The following is a 16,071-nucleotide window of genomic DNA, read 5'->3' as shown; positions in this document are numbered from 1 at the left end:
GATGCAAGAACTGGACGGAGCTTGCTGCAAGCTCTTGCAACCGCCGCGCGACGCGACCGTACGAGCGGCCCGACCAGGCGTCAAGCCCTCGCGCAGCAACGCTTTTTCAAGATCGTCCGCGCAATCCGGACACTTGGTCCGACGCCGCCCAGACCGAACCCGCCACCCCCGGACACCCGCGCGCGGGCCCGGACGACACCCCTCCGCACCCCGCGCGGCCTTCCTCCACAGGTCTGTCCACATGCCTTGACAGCCCCGTGATCAGGCTGAATTACTGACACTGCGCACGAGAACCGAATGTTCGGTCGGCAGGACGGGAGGTGGCATCGGTGACGCGGGCCGCTCAGGGCTCCCCCGGTCCGGTGGAGAGCATGTTCGCCGCCGCCGGCGAGGCGTCGGCCCGGCTCGGCGTCGAGCTGCCGGAGCACGGCCCGGGGACGGCCGTGTGCCGGATGCGGGTGACCCGTGCCATGGTCGACGGCCACGGCACGGCCCACGGCGGCCGCCTGTTCCTCCTCGCCGACACCGCCTGCGCCTTCGCCTGCGCCTGCGCCGGCAACAGCCGCGGTCCGGTGACCGTGGCCGCGGGCGCGGACATCGATCTCGTCGCCCCCGCCTCCGCGGACGACGTCCTGGTGGCCACCGCGCGGGAGCGGGTGGCCTTCGGCCGCAGCGGCCTCTACGACGTCACGGTCCGGCGCGGGGACGAGGTGGTCGCGGAGTTCCGCGGCCGCAGCCGCGCGGTCGGCGGCGGAGCCGGCCGCCTCCAGCACCCGAGGAGTCGCGATGACCGCTGATGTGTCCGTTCCGCACCCCCGCGCCGCCCGCCCTGCCGGCCCTGCCCGCCCCGCCCGCCTGGGCGAGGCGCCGCCGTCGGACCTGCTGGACGACGCCGAGCGCCTGACCCGCGAGGACCTGCGGGCGCTCCAGCTGGATCGGCTCCGCGCCTCGCTGCGGCACGCCTACGACAACGTCGAGCTGTACCGGAGGAGGTTCGACGAGGCCGGGATACGCCCGGAGGACTGCCGCTCCCTCGAGGACCTGAGCCGCTTCCCGTTCACCACCAAGAGCGACCTGCGGGACACCTACCCCTTCGGCATGTTCGCCGTGCCGATGCCCGAGGTCCGCCGGGTGCACGCGTCCAGCGGCACCACCGGCCGCCCCACGGTGGTCGGGTACACCGAGAACGACCTGTCGGTCTGGGCCGGCCTGGTGGCCCGCTCCATCCGCGCCGCCGGCGGCCGGCCCGGCCACAAGGTCCATGTCAGCTACGGCTACGGCCTCTTCACCGGCGGCCTCGGCGCCCACTACGGCGCCGAGCGGGCCGGGTGCACGGTCGTCCCGGCGTCCGGCGGCATGACGGCACGCCAGGTGCGGATCATCCAGGACTTCCGCCCCGAGATCATCATGGTGACGCCCTCCTACATGCTCACCCTGCTCGACGAGTTCGAGCGTCAGGGCGTCGACCCGCGCACCACCTCGCTGCGGGTCGGCGTCTTCGGCGCCGAGCCCTGGACGGAGGAGATGAGGCGCGAGATCGAGGAGCGCGCGGACCTGCACGCGGTCGACATCTACGGCCTCTCCGAGGTGATGGGGCCGGGCGTGGCGCAGGAGTGCGTGGAGACCAAGGACGGCCTGCACGTCTGGGAGGACCACTTCCTCCCGGAGGTCGTCGACCCGGTCACCGGCGAGGTGCTGCCCGACGGCGCCGAGGGCGAGCTGGTGTTCACCAGCCTCACCAAGGAGGCGCTGCCGGTGGTCCGCTACCGCACCCGCGACCTCACCCGGCTCCTCCCCGGCACCGCGCGCCCGGCGTTCCGCCGCATCGAGAAGATCACCGGGCGCTGCGACGACATGATCATCCTGCGCGGGGTGAACGTCTTCCCCACGCAGATCGAGGAGGTCGTGCTGCGCGTCCCCGGTCTGGCCCCGCACTTCCGGATCGAGCTGGCCCGGCGGGGCCGGATGGACCACATGACGGTCCTGGTGGAGGCGCGGCCGGACACCGGTCCGCAGCGGCGGGAGGAGGCGGCCCGTGAGGTGGTCCGCGGGGTCAAGGACGGCGTGGGGGTGAGCGTCGAGGTGCGGGTGGTCGACCCGGACACCCTGGAGCGCTCCGTCGGCAAGCTCAAGCGGGTCGAGGACCTGCGGGAGGGCTGACGGCTCCGCGGGGCGCCGCCGGAAAGCGGTTCCGGCCGTCAGGCCTTCGCCGCCTCCCGCACGCGGCGTGCCATCAGCGCGTACACCTCGCGGGCCAACGCCTCGTCGCGCACGTCGTACCCGTGGTCGACGCCCGGCACGTCGTGGTGCTCGACCAGCGCGTCGACCGACCGCAGCCGTTCCGCGTACCGGACCGCCTCGTCGTGCAGCAGGTCGTGCTCGGCGGTCACGATCACGGCGGGGGCGATGCCACGGAGGTCGGCGGTGTCGGCGGGATGGGCCGGGGAGGCGAGGCGGTCGGTGCGCAGGCGGGGATCGGGCGTGTAGGAGCCGTTGAAGACGTCGCACTGCCAGGGCCTGAGCGCGGGCCGCGGGACGGCGGCCGGTTTGGCGCGCGAGCCGGTCGCGAGGTCCAGCGCCGGGTAGTGCAGCACCTGCAGCGCGATCTCCGGGCCGCCCTTCTCGAACGCAAGCCGGGACACGGCCGCGGCGAGGCTGCCGCCGGCGCTGTGGCCGCCGACGGTGAGCCGGCCGCCGTCCCAGCCGTGCTCGGCGCCGCTCTCGGCGACCCGGCGCACCACCTCGTAGGCCTGGTGGACGGGGGCCGGGAACGGGTGCTGCGGTGCGAGGACGTAGTCCACGTTCACCACGACCACCCCCGCCTCGGCGGCGAGGAACCGGCAGAACGCGTCGTCCATCGCGGTCAGCGGAAGGACGAAGCCACCACCGTGGAAGTTGACGTGCACCGGTAGCGCGGTGTCCTCCTCCCCCGGCGGGCGGTACACCGCCGCCCGGGCGGGGGCGACCGTCGTCGGCACCGTCACCACGGAGGCGTTCCGCGGGTGCTCGGGGAAGCGGCGGGCGGCGACCGCGCCCGGCCCGCGCCGGCCGTACCGGTCGGCCAGGCGTACCGCGGCCTGCATCGCCCGGGCCGCCGTGGCAGCCACCGGCGGTGTGGCGAGAAGGGGCATGGGGCGGGTCCTTCCGGTCGGCAACCGGGCGTGCGGGAGCACGGCGGAGCCGCAGCCTAGCCGCGCGGGCCGACCCGGCGGAACAGCGCCGGCCGCACCCGGACGGCGTCGCCGGCGGCCCGCGTGGGAGGATCCGTGCCATGTCCACGGCCCGTCACGCCACCCCCGCCCCCTGCGCCCCGTCGGTTCCGGCGTGCTCGCCGACGCGGGTCACCGGCGAGCACGTCGACGCCCTGACCGCCTTCCTCGGCGAGGCCGACCTCACGCTCAGCGGCCTGGACGCCCCTGCCGTACGGCTCTGGATCGACCGTGCCCCCGACGGGACGGTCACCGGGAGCACCGGCTACGAGGTGAGCGCGGACGGGCGGCACGCCCTGATCCGCAGCGTGGCGGTGAGCCCGGCGGCCCGGCGCGCGGGCTACGGCACGGCGCTGGCCCGTTTCGCCCTCGCCCGCGCGCGGGAGGAGGGCGCCGAGCACGCGTGGCTGTTCAGCCGGCGTTCCGGTCCGTTCTGGCAGAAGCTGGGCTTCGCCCCGGCCGACCGGGACGCCCTGGCCGCCGCCCTGGCCGAGACCCACCAGGTCCGCCTCTTCACCGCCACGGGGCAACTGACGCGTGAGGTGGCCTGGTCCCGGTCGTTGCTGCCGGGCTGAGCGGCGGGCGGGTCGTGCCCGCGCTGGTGCTGCGCACCCTCCGAGCCGCGGGGGCCGGCGGTCTGCGGCCCGTGCGGCCCGTGCGGTCCTCCGATCGCCTGCTGGTCACGGCAGTTCGGGCAGCACCAGCGCCCTCGCCACCGGGGTGCCCGTCCGCCGCGCGTGGGCGAGCCGTTCCCGCACCTCGCGCAGGGTCCGCGGACGGTAGCCGGGGCCGCACCCGCTGCAGGAGGTCGAGCGGAAGTCGATCCCGGCGTTCAGCAGGACGCCGACCACCCGCCACGCCTCCGCGTCACGCCGCGCGGGCGCCGCGAAGACCGAACCCGCGTGGATCAGCGGCCCGGCGCACCGCGGACAGACCCGCGCCCGCCCCTCGTCCCCGCGCATCGGGAAGCTCCGCTTCCAGGAGGCGCGGCAGGGCAGGCAGACGTACGACGTCCTGGCGATTCGCATGGGTGACGACAGTACTCGCGCCCCCGTCACGGGGCCACGGCCTCCGTCACCGTCTCCGCTCGGGCCACGGGCGCGGGCGCGGCAGCGGGCGCGGGGAAGGTCTCGCGGAAGGTGAACGCCAGCGGCCCGGGCCCCTGTTCACGTACCAGGGCGACCTTCTCCATCGCCTCCGCGGCGGTGGGGCGGTGCCCCTGGGGCACCCACCACAGCGCCTGGTGCGCCTCCTTCATCCGCCGGAACCACTCACGCCGCCGGCTCAGCACCCGCAGGTGGTCGGAGTGGTAGGTGAAGTCCCGCAGCGCCTCCACCGATTCCCAGACCGAGCAGTTGATCAGCAGCAGGTCGTCCTGGCCGTCGGGCCGCAGTCCCGTGGAGTCCGCGCCGCCTTCGTCGACCAGGCGCCAGACGAATCCTGGACTGCGGTCGGCCAGCGCGTTGATGGTGGGCAGTTCGGCGACGAACCCGGCGAGTTCGGGTCCGTCCAGCGGGCCGACGATTCGGCCGACGTTGACCTGGGCGAGGTGAAAGGTCGTCATGGCCCCAGACTGGCCCACGTCCTCTCTATAGTCAACCTCCATTGTTTTTAGAAAGCGCCACGCAGCAGCCGCCGGGGCAGGGATCCATCGCCGCGTTCCACCCCTCGTCCGCCATGCCGTCGAGCAGCGCGAGGTTCATCCCGCAGATCAGGGCGGGGAACTCGTCCGCCAGTGTGTGGAAGGGGCAGTTGCGCAGCCGGAGCGTCTCCCCGTCCCAGAACGGCTGGTAACCGCGCTCCTTCAGCAGTTCCTCCAGGTCGCCGGCGGCCGCCTCGGGGTCCGCGGCGCCCGCCGCCCTCGCCGCCGCCTGCAACTCCCGGTCCAGTCCCGCCCTGTCCACGACCTCGGCGAGCAGCCGGCCGGCCGCGTCGTACGACCGGGGCGGCACGGAGACGGTGTGCTCGCCGTCCGCCCTCCGGTACACCTTCGCGGGTCGCCCCGCCCCCGGCCCGGCCTTCCCCGACAACCGCCGGAACGACACGTCCAGCAGCCCCGCGTCGACCAGCTTGTCCAGGTGGTGCGCGGCCAGCGACCGGGAGACGCCGACCGCCTCGGCCGCCGCGTCGCGCCCCACCTCACCCGGCGCGGCAGCGACATGGCGGTACAGACGCCGGCGCACGGGATCACCCAGCACGCCCAGCACGGTGAAGGCGGAGTCCTCAGCAGTCATCCGACGAGTCTATGACCAACGGCCGTACCCGAAAGAGCCCGTTCACGCCCGGCCGGTCCGGCGCCCGCGCGGGCCGCGCGGCCCGCGCGGGCCGCGCGGGCCCGGCGACCCCTGGGCAACCCCTGGGGCGGCGCCGGAAAACGGGAGGCGACGCCCTCGTGCCGCGTGGTCGACTGGGGCGCTCGAACCCTCGCCCCTCCCGGAGCCGCCTTGTCCATCCGCGTCACCGCCCTGACCGACCCCGACCGCACCCCGTCCGGTCACCGTCTCGCCTGGCTGGCCGACGACGCCGGGGAGCATCCGCTCGGATCCGCGTTCCTGCGGGTGTTCACCAAGGAGGGGCAGGAGCACCTGGCGGAGCTCTCGCTCACCGTGCACCCGGCGGAGCGCCGCCGGGGCGTCGGGACACGGCTGCTCGATGCGGCCCTGGCCGGAGCGCGGCGGGAGGCCAGGCGGTCGGTGATCGCCCGGGCCGCGGCGGGATCGCCGGGCGACCGGTTCCTCGCCGGACACGGCTTCCGCAAGGTGCTGACCCTGACGTACGCGCGGCTGGCCCTCGACCGGCTGGACGGCGACACGATCGACGCGATCGCCGGACGGCCGCATCCCGGCTACCGCCTGGTGTCCTGGCAGGGCGCGGTCCCCCCGGAACTGGCGGCCACGTTCGCCGGCTCCCGCCGCGCGATGGACGACATGCCGATGGACGACACGGACTACGGCGTCGTCGTCTGGGACGTCGAACGCGTCCTGGCCGCCGCCCGGTCGATCGCGGAACGCGGGGACCTGCTCACCACGGTCGCGGCCGTCGACGTCTCGGACGGCTCGATCGTCGGCTTCTCGGAACTGGTGGTGCCGGGCGACGGCAAGGGCGACGGGCAGCACTACGGCACGGGTGTCCTGCCCGAGCACCGCGGCCACGGGCTCGGCCTCCTGATGAAGGCCGAGTCGATCCGCCTGGCCCGCGCCGCCCACCCCGACCTCACCGGCCTGGTCACCGACACGGCCGACAGCAACACCGCCATGCGGCGGGTCAACGACGCCCTGGGCTACGAGCCGACCCACACCGCCCTGGAGTACCAACTGGACCTCTGACCCGACCGGCCCTCCGTCCGCGGCCCGAAGGGCCGAGCCGGGAGATCATCCGTGACTCGCGTAGGCGAACAGCGCCGCCCCCAGCAGCACCGGCGCGGTCAGCCACCACGAGCGGACCGCGGCGTAGACGCCGGCGAACACGGTGAACACCAGCGTGAGCACGCCGGCGATGCCCGCCAGCAGGCGCAGTCCGTCGGCCAGCGGCATCTTGTCGGCGACCTGGACGCTGGTCACGATGAAGGCGATCACCGCGGCGAGCAGACCGAGTGTCCCCAGGGACTCGGACCGCAGCTTCGCCAGTTCGGCCTCTTCGCGGCGCCGGATGGTCTCGGAGACCGTGCCGAGCCGGCGGTCCATCTCCTGGTCCAGCCGTTCGGTCGTCTCGCGCAGCGCCTCCCTGATGCGCTCGGTCTCCGCCCTCAGCCGGATGTCGGCCCGCAGCCGCTGGTACTCGATGACCCGGATCGCGTAGCCGTTCTGGCTGGAGTCCTCGAGGTCCAGCGCCCGCCGGATCGCGGCCTCGGCCTCCTCGTGCCGGCCCAGCAGGGCGCACAGCTGCCCCTTGACCGCCCGGAATCTCGCCCGTTCCGGATCCGCCTCGATGGACCGCTCCACCCTGCCGAGCGCCCGTTCCAGTTCCTCCGGCGCCACCTCGGCTCCCGACCAGCCCAGTTCGGCCAGGACGCGGGCGTGGTGGGCCACGAGCGGCTGGTTGTTCGGGTAGGACGCCAGGGCCCGCGCGGCGTACTCGACCGCGCTCCCCAGGTCGGGTCCACCGGGGTGCAGGAGGGCCATGTCGGAGTCGAGCACGGCGCGCATCGGCATGTCGTCGAAACGCCCCGCATGACGTTCGTACAGGCGGCGGAAGCGGTCGGAGTCCAGGACCCTGCGGTGCCTGGCCAGCAGGACGTACAGGGCGTCGAAGCTGCGCTTGCGGTCGCTCCCGTCGGCGACCAGCGCCTCCAGTGCCTCCATGTCCTCCTCGGTCAGCCGGTCGCAGAGCACACCGGCCCGCGCGTGGTACTCGGACGACGCGTGCGGGGGCATGCTGTCGAGCGCCCCCGTGATGTCGATGGAGAGCATGTCGCGCCTTCCTCCCGTCCCTGGCTCCGGCGCTCCGCCGTGCCCTGTCCTGGTCCGGCCCCTGGGCCGCGGCCCCAGTACACCGCCCCGATCGAAGATCCACAAGCGGGTCTCGCGCCAATGGACGCGCCGCAGAAGGGCGTTGGGAGGCCGGCCGGCGACCTGCGCGGGGTTACGGCGCGTCTCCCCGGCCCTGTCACGGGGGCGGGGCGGGGGGTGTCGTGCCGTCCATGTCGACGTCGTCGAACAGGTCGAGCATCCGGCCGAGGACCTTGACGCAGGCGTCCAGTTCCGCGTCGGTGAGGTCGCCGCCGATCCGGCGGAGCTGGGCGTGCTCGTGGGCGACGACCGTGCGCACCGCCCGCTCCCCCGCCGGGGTGAGGGCGATCAGCGAGGAGCGCCGGTGCGCGGGGTTGGGACGGGTCTCGGCGTAGCCGCGGGCGAGCGCGTCGTTGACCATCCGCTGCACGAACTGCCGGCTGAGCGCCTGCGCCCGGCTCATCTGCGGCACCGTCAGGGGCCCGTTGCGGTGGAGCAGGTCGAGGACGGCGCGCACCCCGACGCCGACCCCGGCGACCGGCGTCTCCTCCTCGATCCTGCGGAAGACCTTGCGGTAGAGCGGACCGACCAGGTCGAAGACCTCCATCAGCCGCCGGGCCCGGGCGTCCGGGCCCATGGGGTCCGTCGGATCCGTCGGATCCGTCGGGTCTGCCGGGTGCGTCGGATCCGGCTGCTGTTCCTGACTCATCTCGTCGTTCACCCCTCCATCATGACACCTGGGTTGTCATTACCTCGAAACAATGACACCTTGGTTGTCATGAAGACCTTCGCCAGCGACGACGGCGCCCTCGCCTACGCCGAAGCAGGACCCGGCAGCGGCCCGTTGGTCGTCCTTCTGCATTCCGGCTTCGCCGACCACACCGTGTGGTCGGCCCAGATGCCCGTCCTGGCCGAGCGTTTCCACGTGGTGGCGCTCGACCTGCGGGGGCACGGCTGCTCGGCCAACGCGAGCCGCCCCTTCCGCCCGGCCGACGACGTGGCGTCGCTGGTGCGCCACCTCGATCGCGGCCCGGCGGTGCTCGTGGGCGTGTCCTTCGGCGCGTCCGTCGCCGTGGAGACCGCGCTCGAACATCCGCCGGCGGTGCGGGCGCTGGCGATCTCGGGCGGTGGGGTGACGGCGCCCCCGCCGGCCCACGACGCCGGGGACGCGCCGCCCCTGCCGGTGTTCGCGCCCGACTGGCCGTTCTCCATGCTGCACCGCCACGATCCGGAGACGGTGCGGATCCTGCGTGAGGCACTGGCCCGCACGGTGGCCAAGCACACGGCGGACGAGCCGCACCTGCACGTGCAGGTTCCGGACGTGGCGGCACGCCTCGGCGAGCTGGCCGAGCTGCCGGTGCTGGCCCTGGACGGGGAGCACGAGTCCGCCGACAACCTCGGCGCCACCTCCGCGGTCACCGACGCCGTGAAGGACGGCCGGAGGGTCGGCGTCCCCGGGGCGATGCACATGCCCAACATGGAGAACCCGGAGGCGTACAACGAGGCCCTTCTCGGGTTCCTCGACTCACTGCCGTAGACCTCGCCCCGCCGGCGCGCACCGGGCACCGGGCACCGGGCACCGCCGGCGTCCACCCGTCCCCTCCGGCGTGCACCCGGCACCTACGGCATGCGCCTGGCCCCTGCGGCTCGGGCCCGGCCCCGGTCACGGCGGTCAGCCCTCGACGGGCAGCGGGACCTCCCAGACCAGCGTGGTGCCCCCGTCCGGCGGGGTGGTGAGCGTCAGCGAGCCGCCCCGCTGTTCGGCGCGTTCGGCCATGTTGCGCAGTCCGCTGCGCCGTCCGCCCGGGGCCAGGCCGACGCCGTTGTCGGCGACCGTGAGCCGCACGGTGCGGCCGTCGGTCTCCACCACCACGTCGGCCCGGTCGGCGCGCGAGTGACGGGCGACGTTGGCCATCCCCTCGGCGAGCACCGCCACCAGGTCGTCGGCGACCCGGCCGGGCACCACCGTGTCGACCAGCCCCTCGATGCGCACCCCGGGCGCGTAACCGAGCACGGACCCGGCCTCGCCCGCCACCCGGACGACCCGGGAGCGGAGGGTGACCGCGCCTTCGCCGTCGCGGGCGCGCAGTCCGAAGATGGTCGACCGGATGATCTTGATGGTCTGGTCCAGGTCGTCGACGGCCCGCAGCACCCGGTCGGCGGCCACCGGGTGCTCGATGAACCGTCCCGCGCTCTGCAGGGTCATCCCGGTGGCGAACAGCCGCTGGATGGCGAGGTCGTGGAGGTCGCGGGCGATCCGGTCACGGTCCTGCAGCACGGCCATCTGCTCGGCGTCGCGGCGACGTTCGGCCAGCTCCATGGCGATCGCCGCCTGCGCGGCGAACGCCTGCAGCTGTTCGGTCTCCTCACCGGTGAAGGCGGGGCCGCCCGCCTGGCGGGCGAGCAGGACCACGCCGCGCACCCCCTGGCCGCCGTCCCCGATGGGCACCGCCACGGCGGGACCGTGGCCGGGCAGCAGCGAGACGTCCCCGGGCCGGTCCTCCCTGCCCGAGCGGTCCGGCCAGAAGGCCGGGGCGGCCGTGGAGAAGGCCCGCCCCAGCAGGCTCTCCCCCAGTTCGAGCACCAGCCCGCCCAGTTCGTCCGCCCCCTCGCCGGTGGCCAGTTCCACTCGCAGGGCCACGCCGTCCTCCAGGGGCACCGCGACGACCGCCCGGGCGGCGCCGGTTATCTCCCGGGCCCGGTCGGCCATCAGGCCGAGTACGTCGGCGCGGCCGGTCCCGGACATCAGGCTGTGGGTGATCTCGGCGTTGGCGCGCAGCCACCGCTCCCGCAGCCGGGACTCCTCGTAGAGGCGGGCGTTGTCGATGGCGACGCCGGCCGCGACGGCGAGCGTCGACAGCACCGACTCGTCGTCCTCGTCGAACTGGGCCCCGCCGCTCTTCTCGGTCAGGTACAGGTTGCCGAAGACCTGGTTCCGCACCCGGATGGGCACACCGAGGAAGCTGTTCATCGGCGGATGCCCCGGCGGCAGCCCGTAGGACGCGGCGTGCTCCGACAGCTTGGTGAGCCGCAGCGGCTCGGGGTGGCGGATCAGCTCGCCGAGGATGCCGTGTCCCTCGGGGAAGGGGCCGATCCTGCCGATCTGCTCGTCGCTCACGCCGATGGTGTGGAAGGCGGAGAGGCGGCGGCCGTCCGGTCCGATCACCCCGAGCGCCGCGTACCGGGCGTCGACCAGGACCGCGGCGGCCTCGACGATGCCGTGCAGCGCCTGCTGGAGGTCGAGCTCCCGGCCGACCGACAGCACCGCCTCCAGGAGGCTGTGCACCCGGTCCCGGGTGCCCCGCGCGGCGTCGAGACGGGCCTGCACCTCGCCCAGCAGTTCGTCGAGCCTGAGCTGGGGCAGCCGCACCCGCGGCTCCTGGGGTTCGTCAGCCACCGGTCGGCCCCTCCACATCTCTCCGACAACGGTCCGCAACCGTGAAGATTACGTGATGGACGCGGACGCGGGGCCGGGGGGCGGAAAGCCGGTCGCCCCCGCGCGACGGGCGCGCGGGGGCGACGGACGAGCGGTGCCGCCGGGGGTCAGCGGCCGGCCTGGAGGGCCCCCCAGGTGCCGGAGCCCACGATGCCGTCGACGGTCAGCGCGCGGCTGGTCTGGTACTCGCGGACCGCCGTGGCCGTGCCCGAGCCGAAGGCTCCGTCGGCGTCCACGGTCCGGCCCAGCGCAGCGGTGAGTCCGCGCTGGAGGCGCTGCACGTCGGCGCCGCTGCTGCCCTGCTGGAGCACCGGCCTGGTCCCGGCGGTGAGCAGCGCGGTCCAGGTGCGCTTGCCGACCACGCCGTCGGCCGTGAGGCCCTTGGCGGTCTGGAACGCCTTGACCGCGGTGGTCGTGCCGGAACCGAAGATGCCGTCGACCGTGCCGGCCTTGTAGCCCTGCTGGTTCAGCAGGTGCTGGGCGGCGCGGACCAGGTCGCCGGTGGAACCGGCGCTGACCGACGTGTAGGCCGGGAAGCTGAGCCGCACCTCGCCGCCGGAGTTCGATCCGCCGATGAGCTGCATGTAGTACGACCAGTCCCAGTACGGGCCGGGGTCGGTGTGGTCGTTGCCCGGCACCTCGACGTGGCCGACGATGTGCGCGCGGTCCTTGGGGATGCCGTAGCGGTCGGCGAGGTGCTTGGTGAGCGCGGCGGACGAGCGGTACATGGCGTCCGTGAACCACTTGGGGTCGCTGACGTACCCCTCGTGCTCGATGCCCACGCTGTAGGGGTTGCCGGACCGGGCGTGCCAGGCGGTGTCCTTCTCGCGGACCGACTGGGTGACCTGGCCGTCCGAGGAGCGGATCGTGTAGTGGGCGCTCACGTCGGAGGACGGGTTCTGGTACCAGCTGATGGACCCGGCGTACGACCCCTGGGTGACGTGCACCACCACATGGGTGATCGCGGAGCTGCGGCCGACCGTGTAGTTGGAGGCGTCGGCCGGGACCCACAGGGCCGGGGCGTAGTCGGTGCTGGCGACGCCGAAGTCCCCGCCGGCCCGCTCCAGCTTCCCCCGGTCGGGCTCGACCGTCCGGGGGGCCACCTTCACCGTTTCGCCGGTCTCGGCGCGCGCGGTCAGGCCCTGGCCGAGGAAGTCGTACACCGCGTCCGCGTAGAGCCGGGCGGCGCGGTCGTCCTCGGCGCCGCCGTAGGCGGCCACCGTCTCGTACCAGGCGCCCGCGTCACGGCGGTCCGCCGCGCCGAGGCCCTGCTCGTCGGCCAGCGCCCTGAGGACGGCGGCGCCGCCGAGGATGTTGGCGGGGGTGTCCTCGCGCAGCCGGGACTTCGACAGCCCGGTCAGCTCCGCCGCCCGCTCCAGGGTCCGGTGGGTGGGGTTGCTGACCAGGTGCATCACGCCGTAGCCGTTGGCCTGGCTGGGCTCGCCGTCGTGGCCGTCCAGGCGGCTCTCGCCGTGGGCGACGGCGACCAGCAGGTCGCGCGGCACCCCGTACTCGGCGGCGGCCCGGGCGAAGGCCCGCGCCGTGGCTCCGGTGGACGCGTCCGCGGCCACCGCCCCGTCCGGCGCGGGGGCGGCGACGCCGGCGGGGGCGCCGGTGACCATCAGCGCGGCCGCGAGCAGCGCGCCCAGGGCCGGGACGGCGGTACGTCTGAACAGGACCGTGCGCGTCCGGTGCGCCGTTCGTGTGCTCAAGGTTCCTCCAGATCGGGGGAGCGGGCCGCGGGGCCGCCGTGTCGTGCGTGGCGCGCACCACTCCAGCCGATCCGTCATGCGCACGTCAATAGGCCCTCGGTGTTTCGAGCGGGACCGGCACGCGTGCTGACGGGGCGTCGGCGGGAATCCGCTCCAGGACCCCGCCCGCGAAGACGTCGTACAGCGGCAGCGTCTCCAGATGGACGTAGCCGATGTGACAGTCGCACACCGCGAGCGGGCAGGCGCGGGGACGCAGAGCCGCACGGAACGAATCGTCGTACAGGTTGCCCAGTTCCGCACGGACGAAGTGGCAGCGGCGGACCGTCCCGTCCCCGTCCACGGAGACCACCGACTCACCCGTCCGGCAGGGCAGGCCGCCGCTGCGGTGCGGGTGGCGGCTGTAGGGGAACAGCGGGTCGAGCGCGGTCCACCGCTCGGCCTCGGCGTCCGAGTAGGTGTGGCCGTCGGCCGCGTTGACCCAGAGGTACACCCGTTCGGGGAGATCGGCGCGCAGGCGCCGCGCGTGGTCCAGATGGTCCGGCAGGCCGACCACGCCCACGCTGAAGCGCACCCCACGGGCGGTCAGGTCGTGGGTCTTGGCGAGGAACCGGTCGTAGGGGGTCTGGCCGGGGTGGTAGGTGCACCACAGAGCGAGGGTCTCCGGGTCGGCCTCGGCCAGCCAGTCGGTGCGGCAGCTCAGGTTGGTCTGGATGGCGACGCGGCGGACGTGCGGCAGCCGGGACAGCCGCACCATGGCGCGGCGGTACCAGGAGCGCACCAGCCCTTCGCCCCACGGGGTGAACAGGACCGACAGCGAGTCCTCGGTGCGGGACGCCACCCAGTCGGTGAAGCGTTCCAGGGCGGCCCGGTCGGCCCGCAGCTGTTCCGGGGTGTCGCGCCGCTTGGCGAAGGGGCAGTAGGGGCAGTCGTAGTCGCAGGAGGCCAGCGGCCCCCGGTAGAGGAGCGTCAGGTCCATCGCGGGCCGCTCACTTCGGGTCGTAGGAGGCCATCGCGGCGCGGACCGCCGGCGAGAACAGCTCGGGTCCGAGGGCGTCCGAGTGGGCGAGGCCCTCCTCGGAGAGCCGCAGCAGCCCCGCGGGCGCGGAGTCGTCCAGCCAGCCGCGGTCGGCGAACCGGGCCAGCTCGGCGGGGAAGTCCGCCTCCGGAGCGGAACCGAAGCGGGTCCGGTAGTCGTCGGCGTCCATCCCGTCGGCCTGCAGGAGCGACTGCAGCAGGTGGCGGCGGCGCGCCTCGTCGCCGTCGACCGCCCGGCCGTACTCGGCGAACCGGAAGTCCTCGGCGGGGCGTGCGGTGTAGTCGTCGACGATGGAGCGGATCTGCCGCATGTCCACGGCGTAGTCGAAGGAGTAGTGCAGCTCGCGGGTGTAGGAACGGGCGCCGCAGCCCAGACCGATCATGCCGTCGGTCTGGCAGGCGTAGTCCTCCTCGCCCGTGGCGGGGGCGTCGGCGCGGCGGAACATGCGCATGGACCGCTGCTGGTAGCCGTGGGCCCGCAGGTGGTCGCGGCCCGCGCGGTAGAGGGCGAGGCGCTGCCGGTCCCAGGCCGCGTCCGCGTCGGCGCCGAGCCGGCCGAGGCCGGTCAGCGGGCGGACGTAGAGCGGGTAGAGGTAGATCTCCTCGGGGTTCCAGGCCAGGGCCGCGTCCAGGGACTGCCGCCAGGTCCGTTCGGTCTGGCCGTCGATGCCGTAGATGAGGTCGATGTTGAGGACGGGGATGCGGGCGTCGCGGATCCGGCCGAGCGCCGCCTCGACGTCGGCCCGTCGCTGGGGGCGGACGGCGGCGCGCGCCTCGGAGTCCACGAAGCTCTGCACACCCAGGCTGAGCCGGGTGGTCCCGCGGTCGGCGAGGACGGTGAGCCGGTCGGCGGTGGCGGTCGCCGGTGACGCCTCCACGGAGAGCGGGACGGCCCGCAGGTCGGCGCCGGCGCGCCGCTCGGCGATGTCGCAGAGCCGCTCGAGTTCGGCGGCGGTCAGGAAGGTGGGGGTGCCGCCCCCGAACGAGGCCGTGGCGAACCGCACCGGCCCGTCCCCGAGGGCCTCGCGGACGACGGCGGCCTGGCGGTCCAGGGCGTCCAGGTAGGCGCCGGTGAGTCCGTCGGGGGCGCCGATCCGGGTGAACAGGTTGCAGAAGCCGCAGCGGACCTCGCAGAACGGGATGTGCAGGTAGAGCGAGAGGGCGTCCTTGGGCTCGCCCGCCCACAGTCCGGCGAGCGCGGGCCGGGGCTCCAGGCGCCGGTAGGCCGTCTTGTGCGGGTAGGCGTACACGTACTGGCTGTACGGACGCGGCGCGGCGGGGGCCGCGGGCGGCTCCGGTACGGCGGGCACGGCGGGGTTGCCGGCGGCTGCGGGGGTCGCGGGCGCGGCGTTGCTTCCGGCGGCCGGGGGCGCGGCGGGGGCCGCGGAGGCGGCGGGCGTGAGGGGCGCGGGGGCGGTCATCGTGCCTCGTCGGGGTCGAGGAAGAAGTGGGCGTAGGGCACGGTCCACACCACGGGGTGGCCGAGACGGTGCCCGGTCCAGCCGTCGTCCCCGTAGGCGGTGCCGTGGTCGGAGCAGACGACGGCGAAGCAGCGGCGGCGGCTGCGCACGGCGTCGAAGAGCCGGCCGATGTGCCGGTCCACGTACTCCAGGGCGGCCGCGTGGCTGGCCCGGGTGTCGCCGTGCTCGCGGGTGGCGCCGGGCAGGTGGAACCAGTTCGGCTGGTGCAGCGCGGAGACGTTGACGAAGAGGAACAGCCGCGTCGCGTGCGGGAGCCGGGACACGATGTCCTCGGCGCACGCCACCTGGGCCTCGAAGGAGGTGGGCGAGGGCACGCCGAACTCCGGTTCCCAGTGCGACTCGGCGAAGAGGCCGGGCAGCACGGAGCCCAGCGGGCCCTGCTTGTTGAAGAAGCCGACGCCGCCCACGCACGCCGTGTGGTAACCGGCCTCGGCCAGCCCCGAGACCAGGTCGGGGGTGTCGTGGACGAAGGTGCCGGCGGCCGTGCTCTCGCTGCCCGCGAACCGGGCGGCGAACAGCCTGGGGTGCGGGCCCGGCCGGGCCGGGGTCGGCAGGAACCCGGCGAACATCGCCTGGTGGGAGGCGTAGGTGAAGCTGCCCGGCGCGTGCCGCTCCTCCCACCGCCCGCCGGGCAGGTGGCGGGCGAGGTTCGGGATGCGTCCGGCTTCGGCCAGTTCGACGGCCACGTCGTACCGGAGGGTGTCCAGGGTGACCATCAGCAGGTCGTGGCTGCCGACGATCTCGTTCATG

General features: G+C 74.3%; 16 protein-coding genes. 5 read left to right on the top strand and 11 right to left on the bottom strand.

Annotated features, from left to right (window positions below):
* Positions 1–329 precede the first annotated feature (329 nt).
* Entirely contained in the window at positions 330–797 is a 468-nt protein-coding gene (paaI, locus tag ABZ836_RS18670; RefSeq protein WP_361143478.1) for a hydroxyphenylacetyl-CoA thioesterase PaaI, read from the top strand.
* Positions 787–2,160: a phenylacetate--CoA ligase PaaK gene (paaK, locus tag ABZ836_RS18665; RefSeq protein ID WP_361143475.1), complete on the top strand. Its 1,374-nt coding sequence runs from the start codon at positions 787–789 to the stop codon at positions 2,158–2,160. Before paaI ends, paaK begins: the two co-directional genes overlap by 11 nt.
* Positions 2,161–2,198: 38 nt before the next feature.
* On the opposite strand, the gene ABZ836_RS18660 is transcribed toward paaK, so the two are convergent.
* Positions 2,199–3,131, bottom strand: coding sequence for an alpha/beta hydrolase (locus tag ABZ836_RS18660; protein ID WP_356134789.1), 933 nt, complete (start codon positions 3,129–3,131; stop codon positions 2,199–2,201).
* A gap of 140 nt (positions 3,132–3,271) precedes the next feature.
* Between ABZ836_RS18660 and ABZ836_RS18655 the strand changes: the two genes are divergently transcribed.
* Positions 3,272–3,784: a GNAT family N-acetyltransferase gene (locus tag ABZ836_RS18655; protein WP_356134787.1), complete on the top strand. Its 513-nt coding sequence runs from the start codon at positions 3,272–3,274 to the stop codon at positions 3,782–3,784.
* Between the two features lie 105 nt (positions 3,785–3,889).
* Here the strand turns inward: ABZ836_RS18655 and ABZ836_RS18650 are convergent, their stop codons facing one another.
* From ABZ836_RS18650 to ABZ836_RS18640, 3 genes are read right to left on the bottom strand one after another with little or no spacing between them, the layout of a single operon-like run.
* A complete protein-coding gene (locus ABZ836_RS18650; RefSeq protein WP_356134785.1) occupies positions 3,890–4,237 on the bottom strand; it encodes a deoxyxylulose-5-phosphate synthase in 348 nt (115 codons plus the stop codon).
* Between the two features lie 26 nt (positions 4,238–4,263).
* The gene (locus ABZ836_RS18645) at positions 4,264–4,773 is read right to left on the bottom strand and encodes a DUF3291 domain-containing protein (protein WP_361143470.1); all 510 of its coding nucleotides are present in this window, start codon (positions 4,771–4,773) and stop codon (positions 4,264–4,266) included.
* A gap of 31 nt (positions 4,774–4,804) precedes the next feature.
* A complete protein-coding gene (locus ABZ836_RS18640; RefSeq protein ID WP_361143467.1) occupies positions 4,805–5,443 on the bottom strand; it encodes a helix-turn-helix domain-containing protein in 639 nt (212 codons plus the stop codon).
* 210 nt (positions 5,444–5,653) lie between these two features.
* Between ABZ836_RS18640 and ABZ836_RS18635 the strand changes: the two genes are divergently transcribed.
* Positions 5,654–6,535, top strand: coding sequence for a GNAT family N-acetyltransferase (locus ABZ836_RS18635; protein ID WP_361143465.1), 882 nt, complete (start codon positions 5,654–5,656; stop codon positions 6,533–6,535).
* 45 nt (positions 6,536–6,580) lie between these two features.
* Here ABZ836_RS18635 and ABZ836_RS18630 read toward each other — a convergent pair whose 3' ends face one another.
* Both ABZ836_RS18630 and ABZ836_RS18625 read right to left on the bottom strand, forming a co-directional pair.
* Positions 6,581–7,618, bottom strand: coding sequence for a hypothetical protein (locus ABZ836_RS18630; protein WP_356134777.1), 1,038 nt, complete (start codon positions 7,616–7,618; stop codon positions 6,581–6,583).
* 196 nt (positions 7,619–7,814) lie between these two features.
* A complete protein-coding gene (locus ABZ836_RS18625) occupies positions 7,815–8,294 on the bottom strand; it encodes a MarR family winged helix-turn-helix transcriptional regulator (protein WP_361143564.1) in 480 nt (159 codons plus the stop codon).
* A gap of 141 nt (positions 8,295–8,435) precedes the next feature.
* Between ABZ836_RS18625 and ABZ836_RS18620 the strand changes: the two genes are divergently transcribed.
* Positions 8,436–9,194 (top strand): alpha/beta hydrolase, encoded by a 759-nt coding sequence (locus ABZ836_RS18620; RefSeq protein WP_356134775.1) that lies wholly within the window; start codon positions 8,436–8,438, stop codon positions 9,192–9,194.
* 135 nt (positions 9,195–9,329) lie between these two features.
* Here the strand turns inward: ABZ836_RS18620 and ABZ836_RS18615 are convergent, their stop codons facing one another.
* The 5 genes from ABZ836_RS18615 to ABZ836_RS18595 form a co-directional block, all read right to left on the bottom strand.
* Positions 9,330–11,054: a GAF domain-containing protein gene (locus tag ABZ836_RS18615; RefSeq protein ID WP_361143460.1), complete on the bottom strand. Its 1,725-nt coding sequence runs from the start codon at positions 11,052–11,054 to the stop codon at positions 9,330–9,332.
* Positions 11,055–11,200: 146 nt separating this feature from the next.
* The gene (locus ABZ836_RS18610; protein WP_356134869.1) at positions 11,201–12,715 is read right to left on the bottom strand and encodes a peptidoglycan-binding protein; all 1,515 of its coding nucleotides are present in this window, start codon (positions 12,713–12,715) and stop codon (positions 11,201–11,203) included.
* A gap of 175 nt (positions 12,716–12,890) precedes the next feature.
* Entirely contained in the window at positions 12,891–13,781 is an 891-nt protein-coding gene (locus ABZ836_RS18605) for an STM4011 family radical SAM protein (RefSeq protein ID WP_361143457.1), read from the bottom strand.
* A gap of 10 nt (positions 13,782–13,791) precedes the next feature.
* A complete protein-coding gene (locus ABZ836_RS18600; protein WP_361143455.1) occupies positions 13,792–15,261 on the bottom strand; it encodes an STM4012 family radical SAM protein in 1,470 nt (489 codons plus the stop codon).
* Positions 15,258–16,070 carry an STM4013/SEN3800 family hydrolase gene (locus ABZ836_RS18595; RefSeq protein WP_361143452.1) on the bottom strand — a complete coding sequence of 271 codons (813 nt, stop codon included), beginning with the start codon at positions 16,068–16,070 and terminating at the stop codon, positions 15,258–15,260. Before ABZ836_RS18595 ends, ABZ836_RS18600 begins: the two co-directional genes overlap by 4 nt.
* Between the last annotated feature and the right edge of the window lies 1 nt (position 16,071).

The sequence above is a fragment of the Streptomyces sp. NPDC047130 genome, assembly GCF_040643475.1.
Taxonomy (GTDB): domain Bacteria; phylum Actinomycetota; class Actinomycetes; order Streptomycetales; family Streptomycetaceae; genus Streptomyces.
Note: the sequence above shows the minus strand (reverse complement) of the source record. Positions and strands in the feature narration are given on the sequence as shown.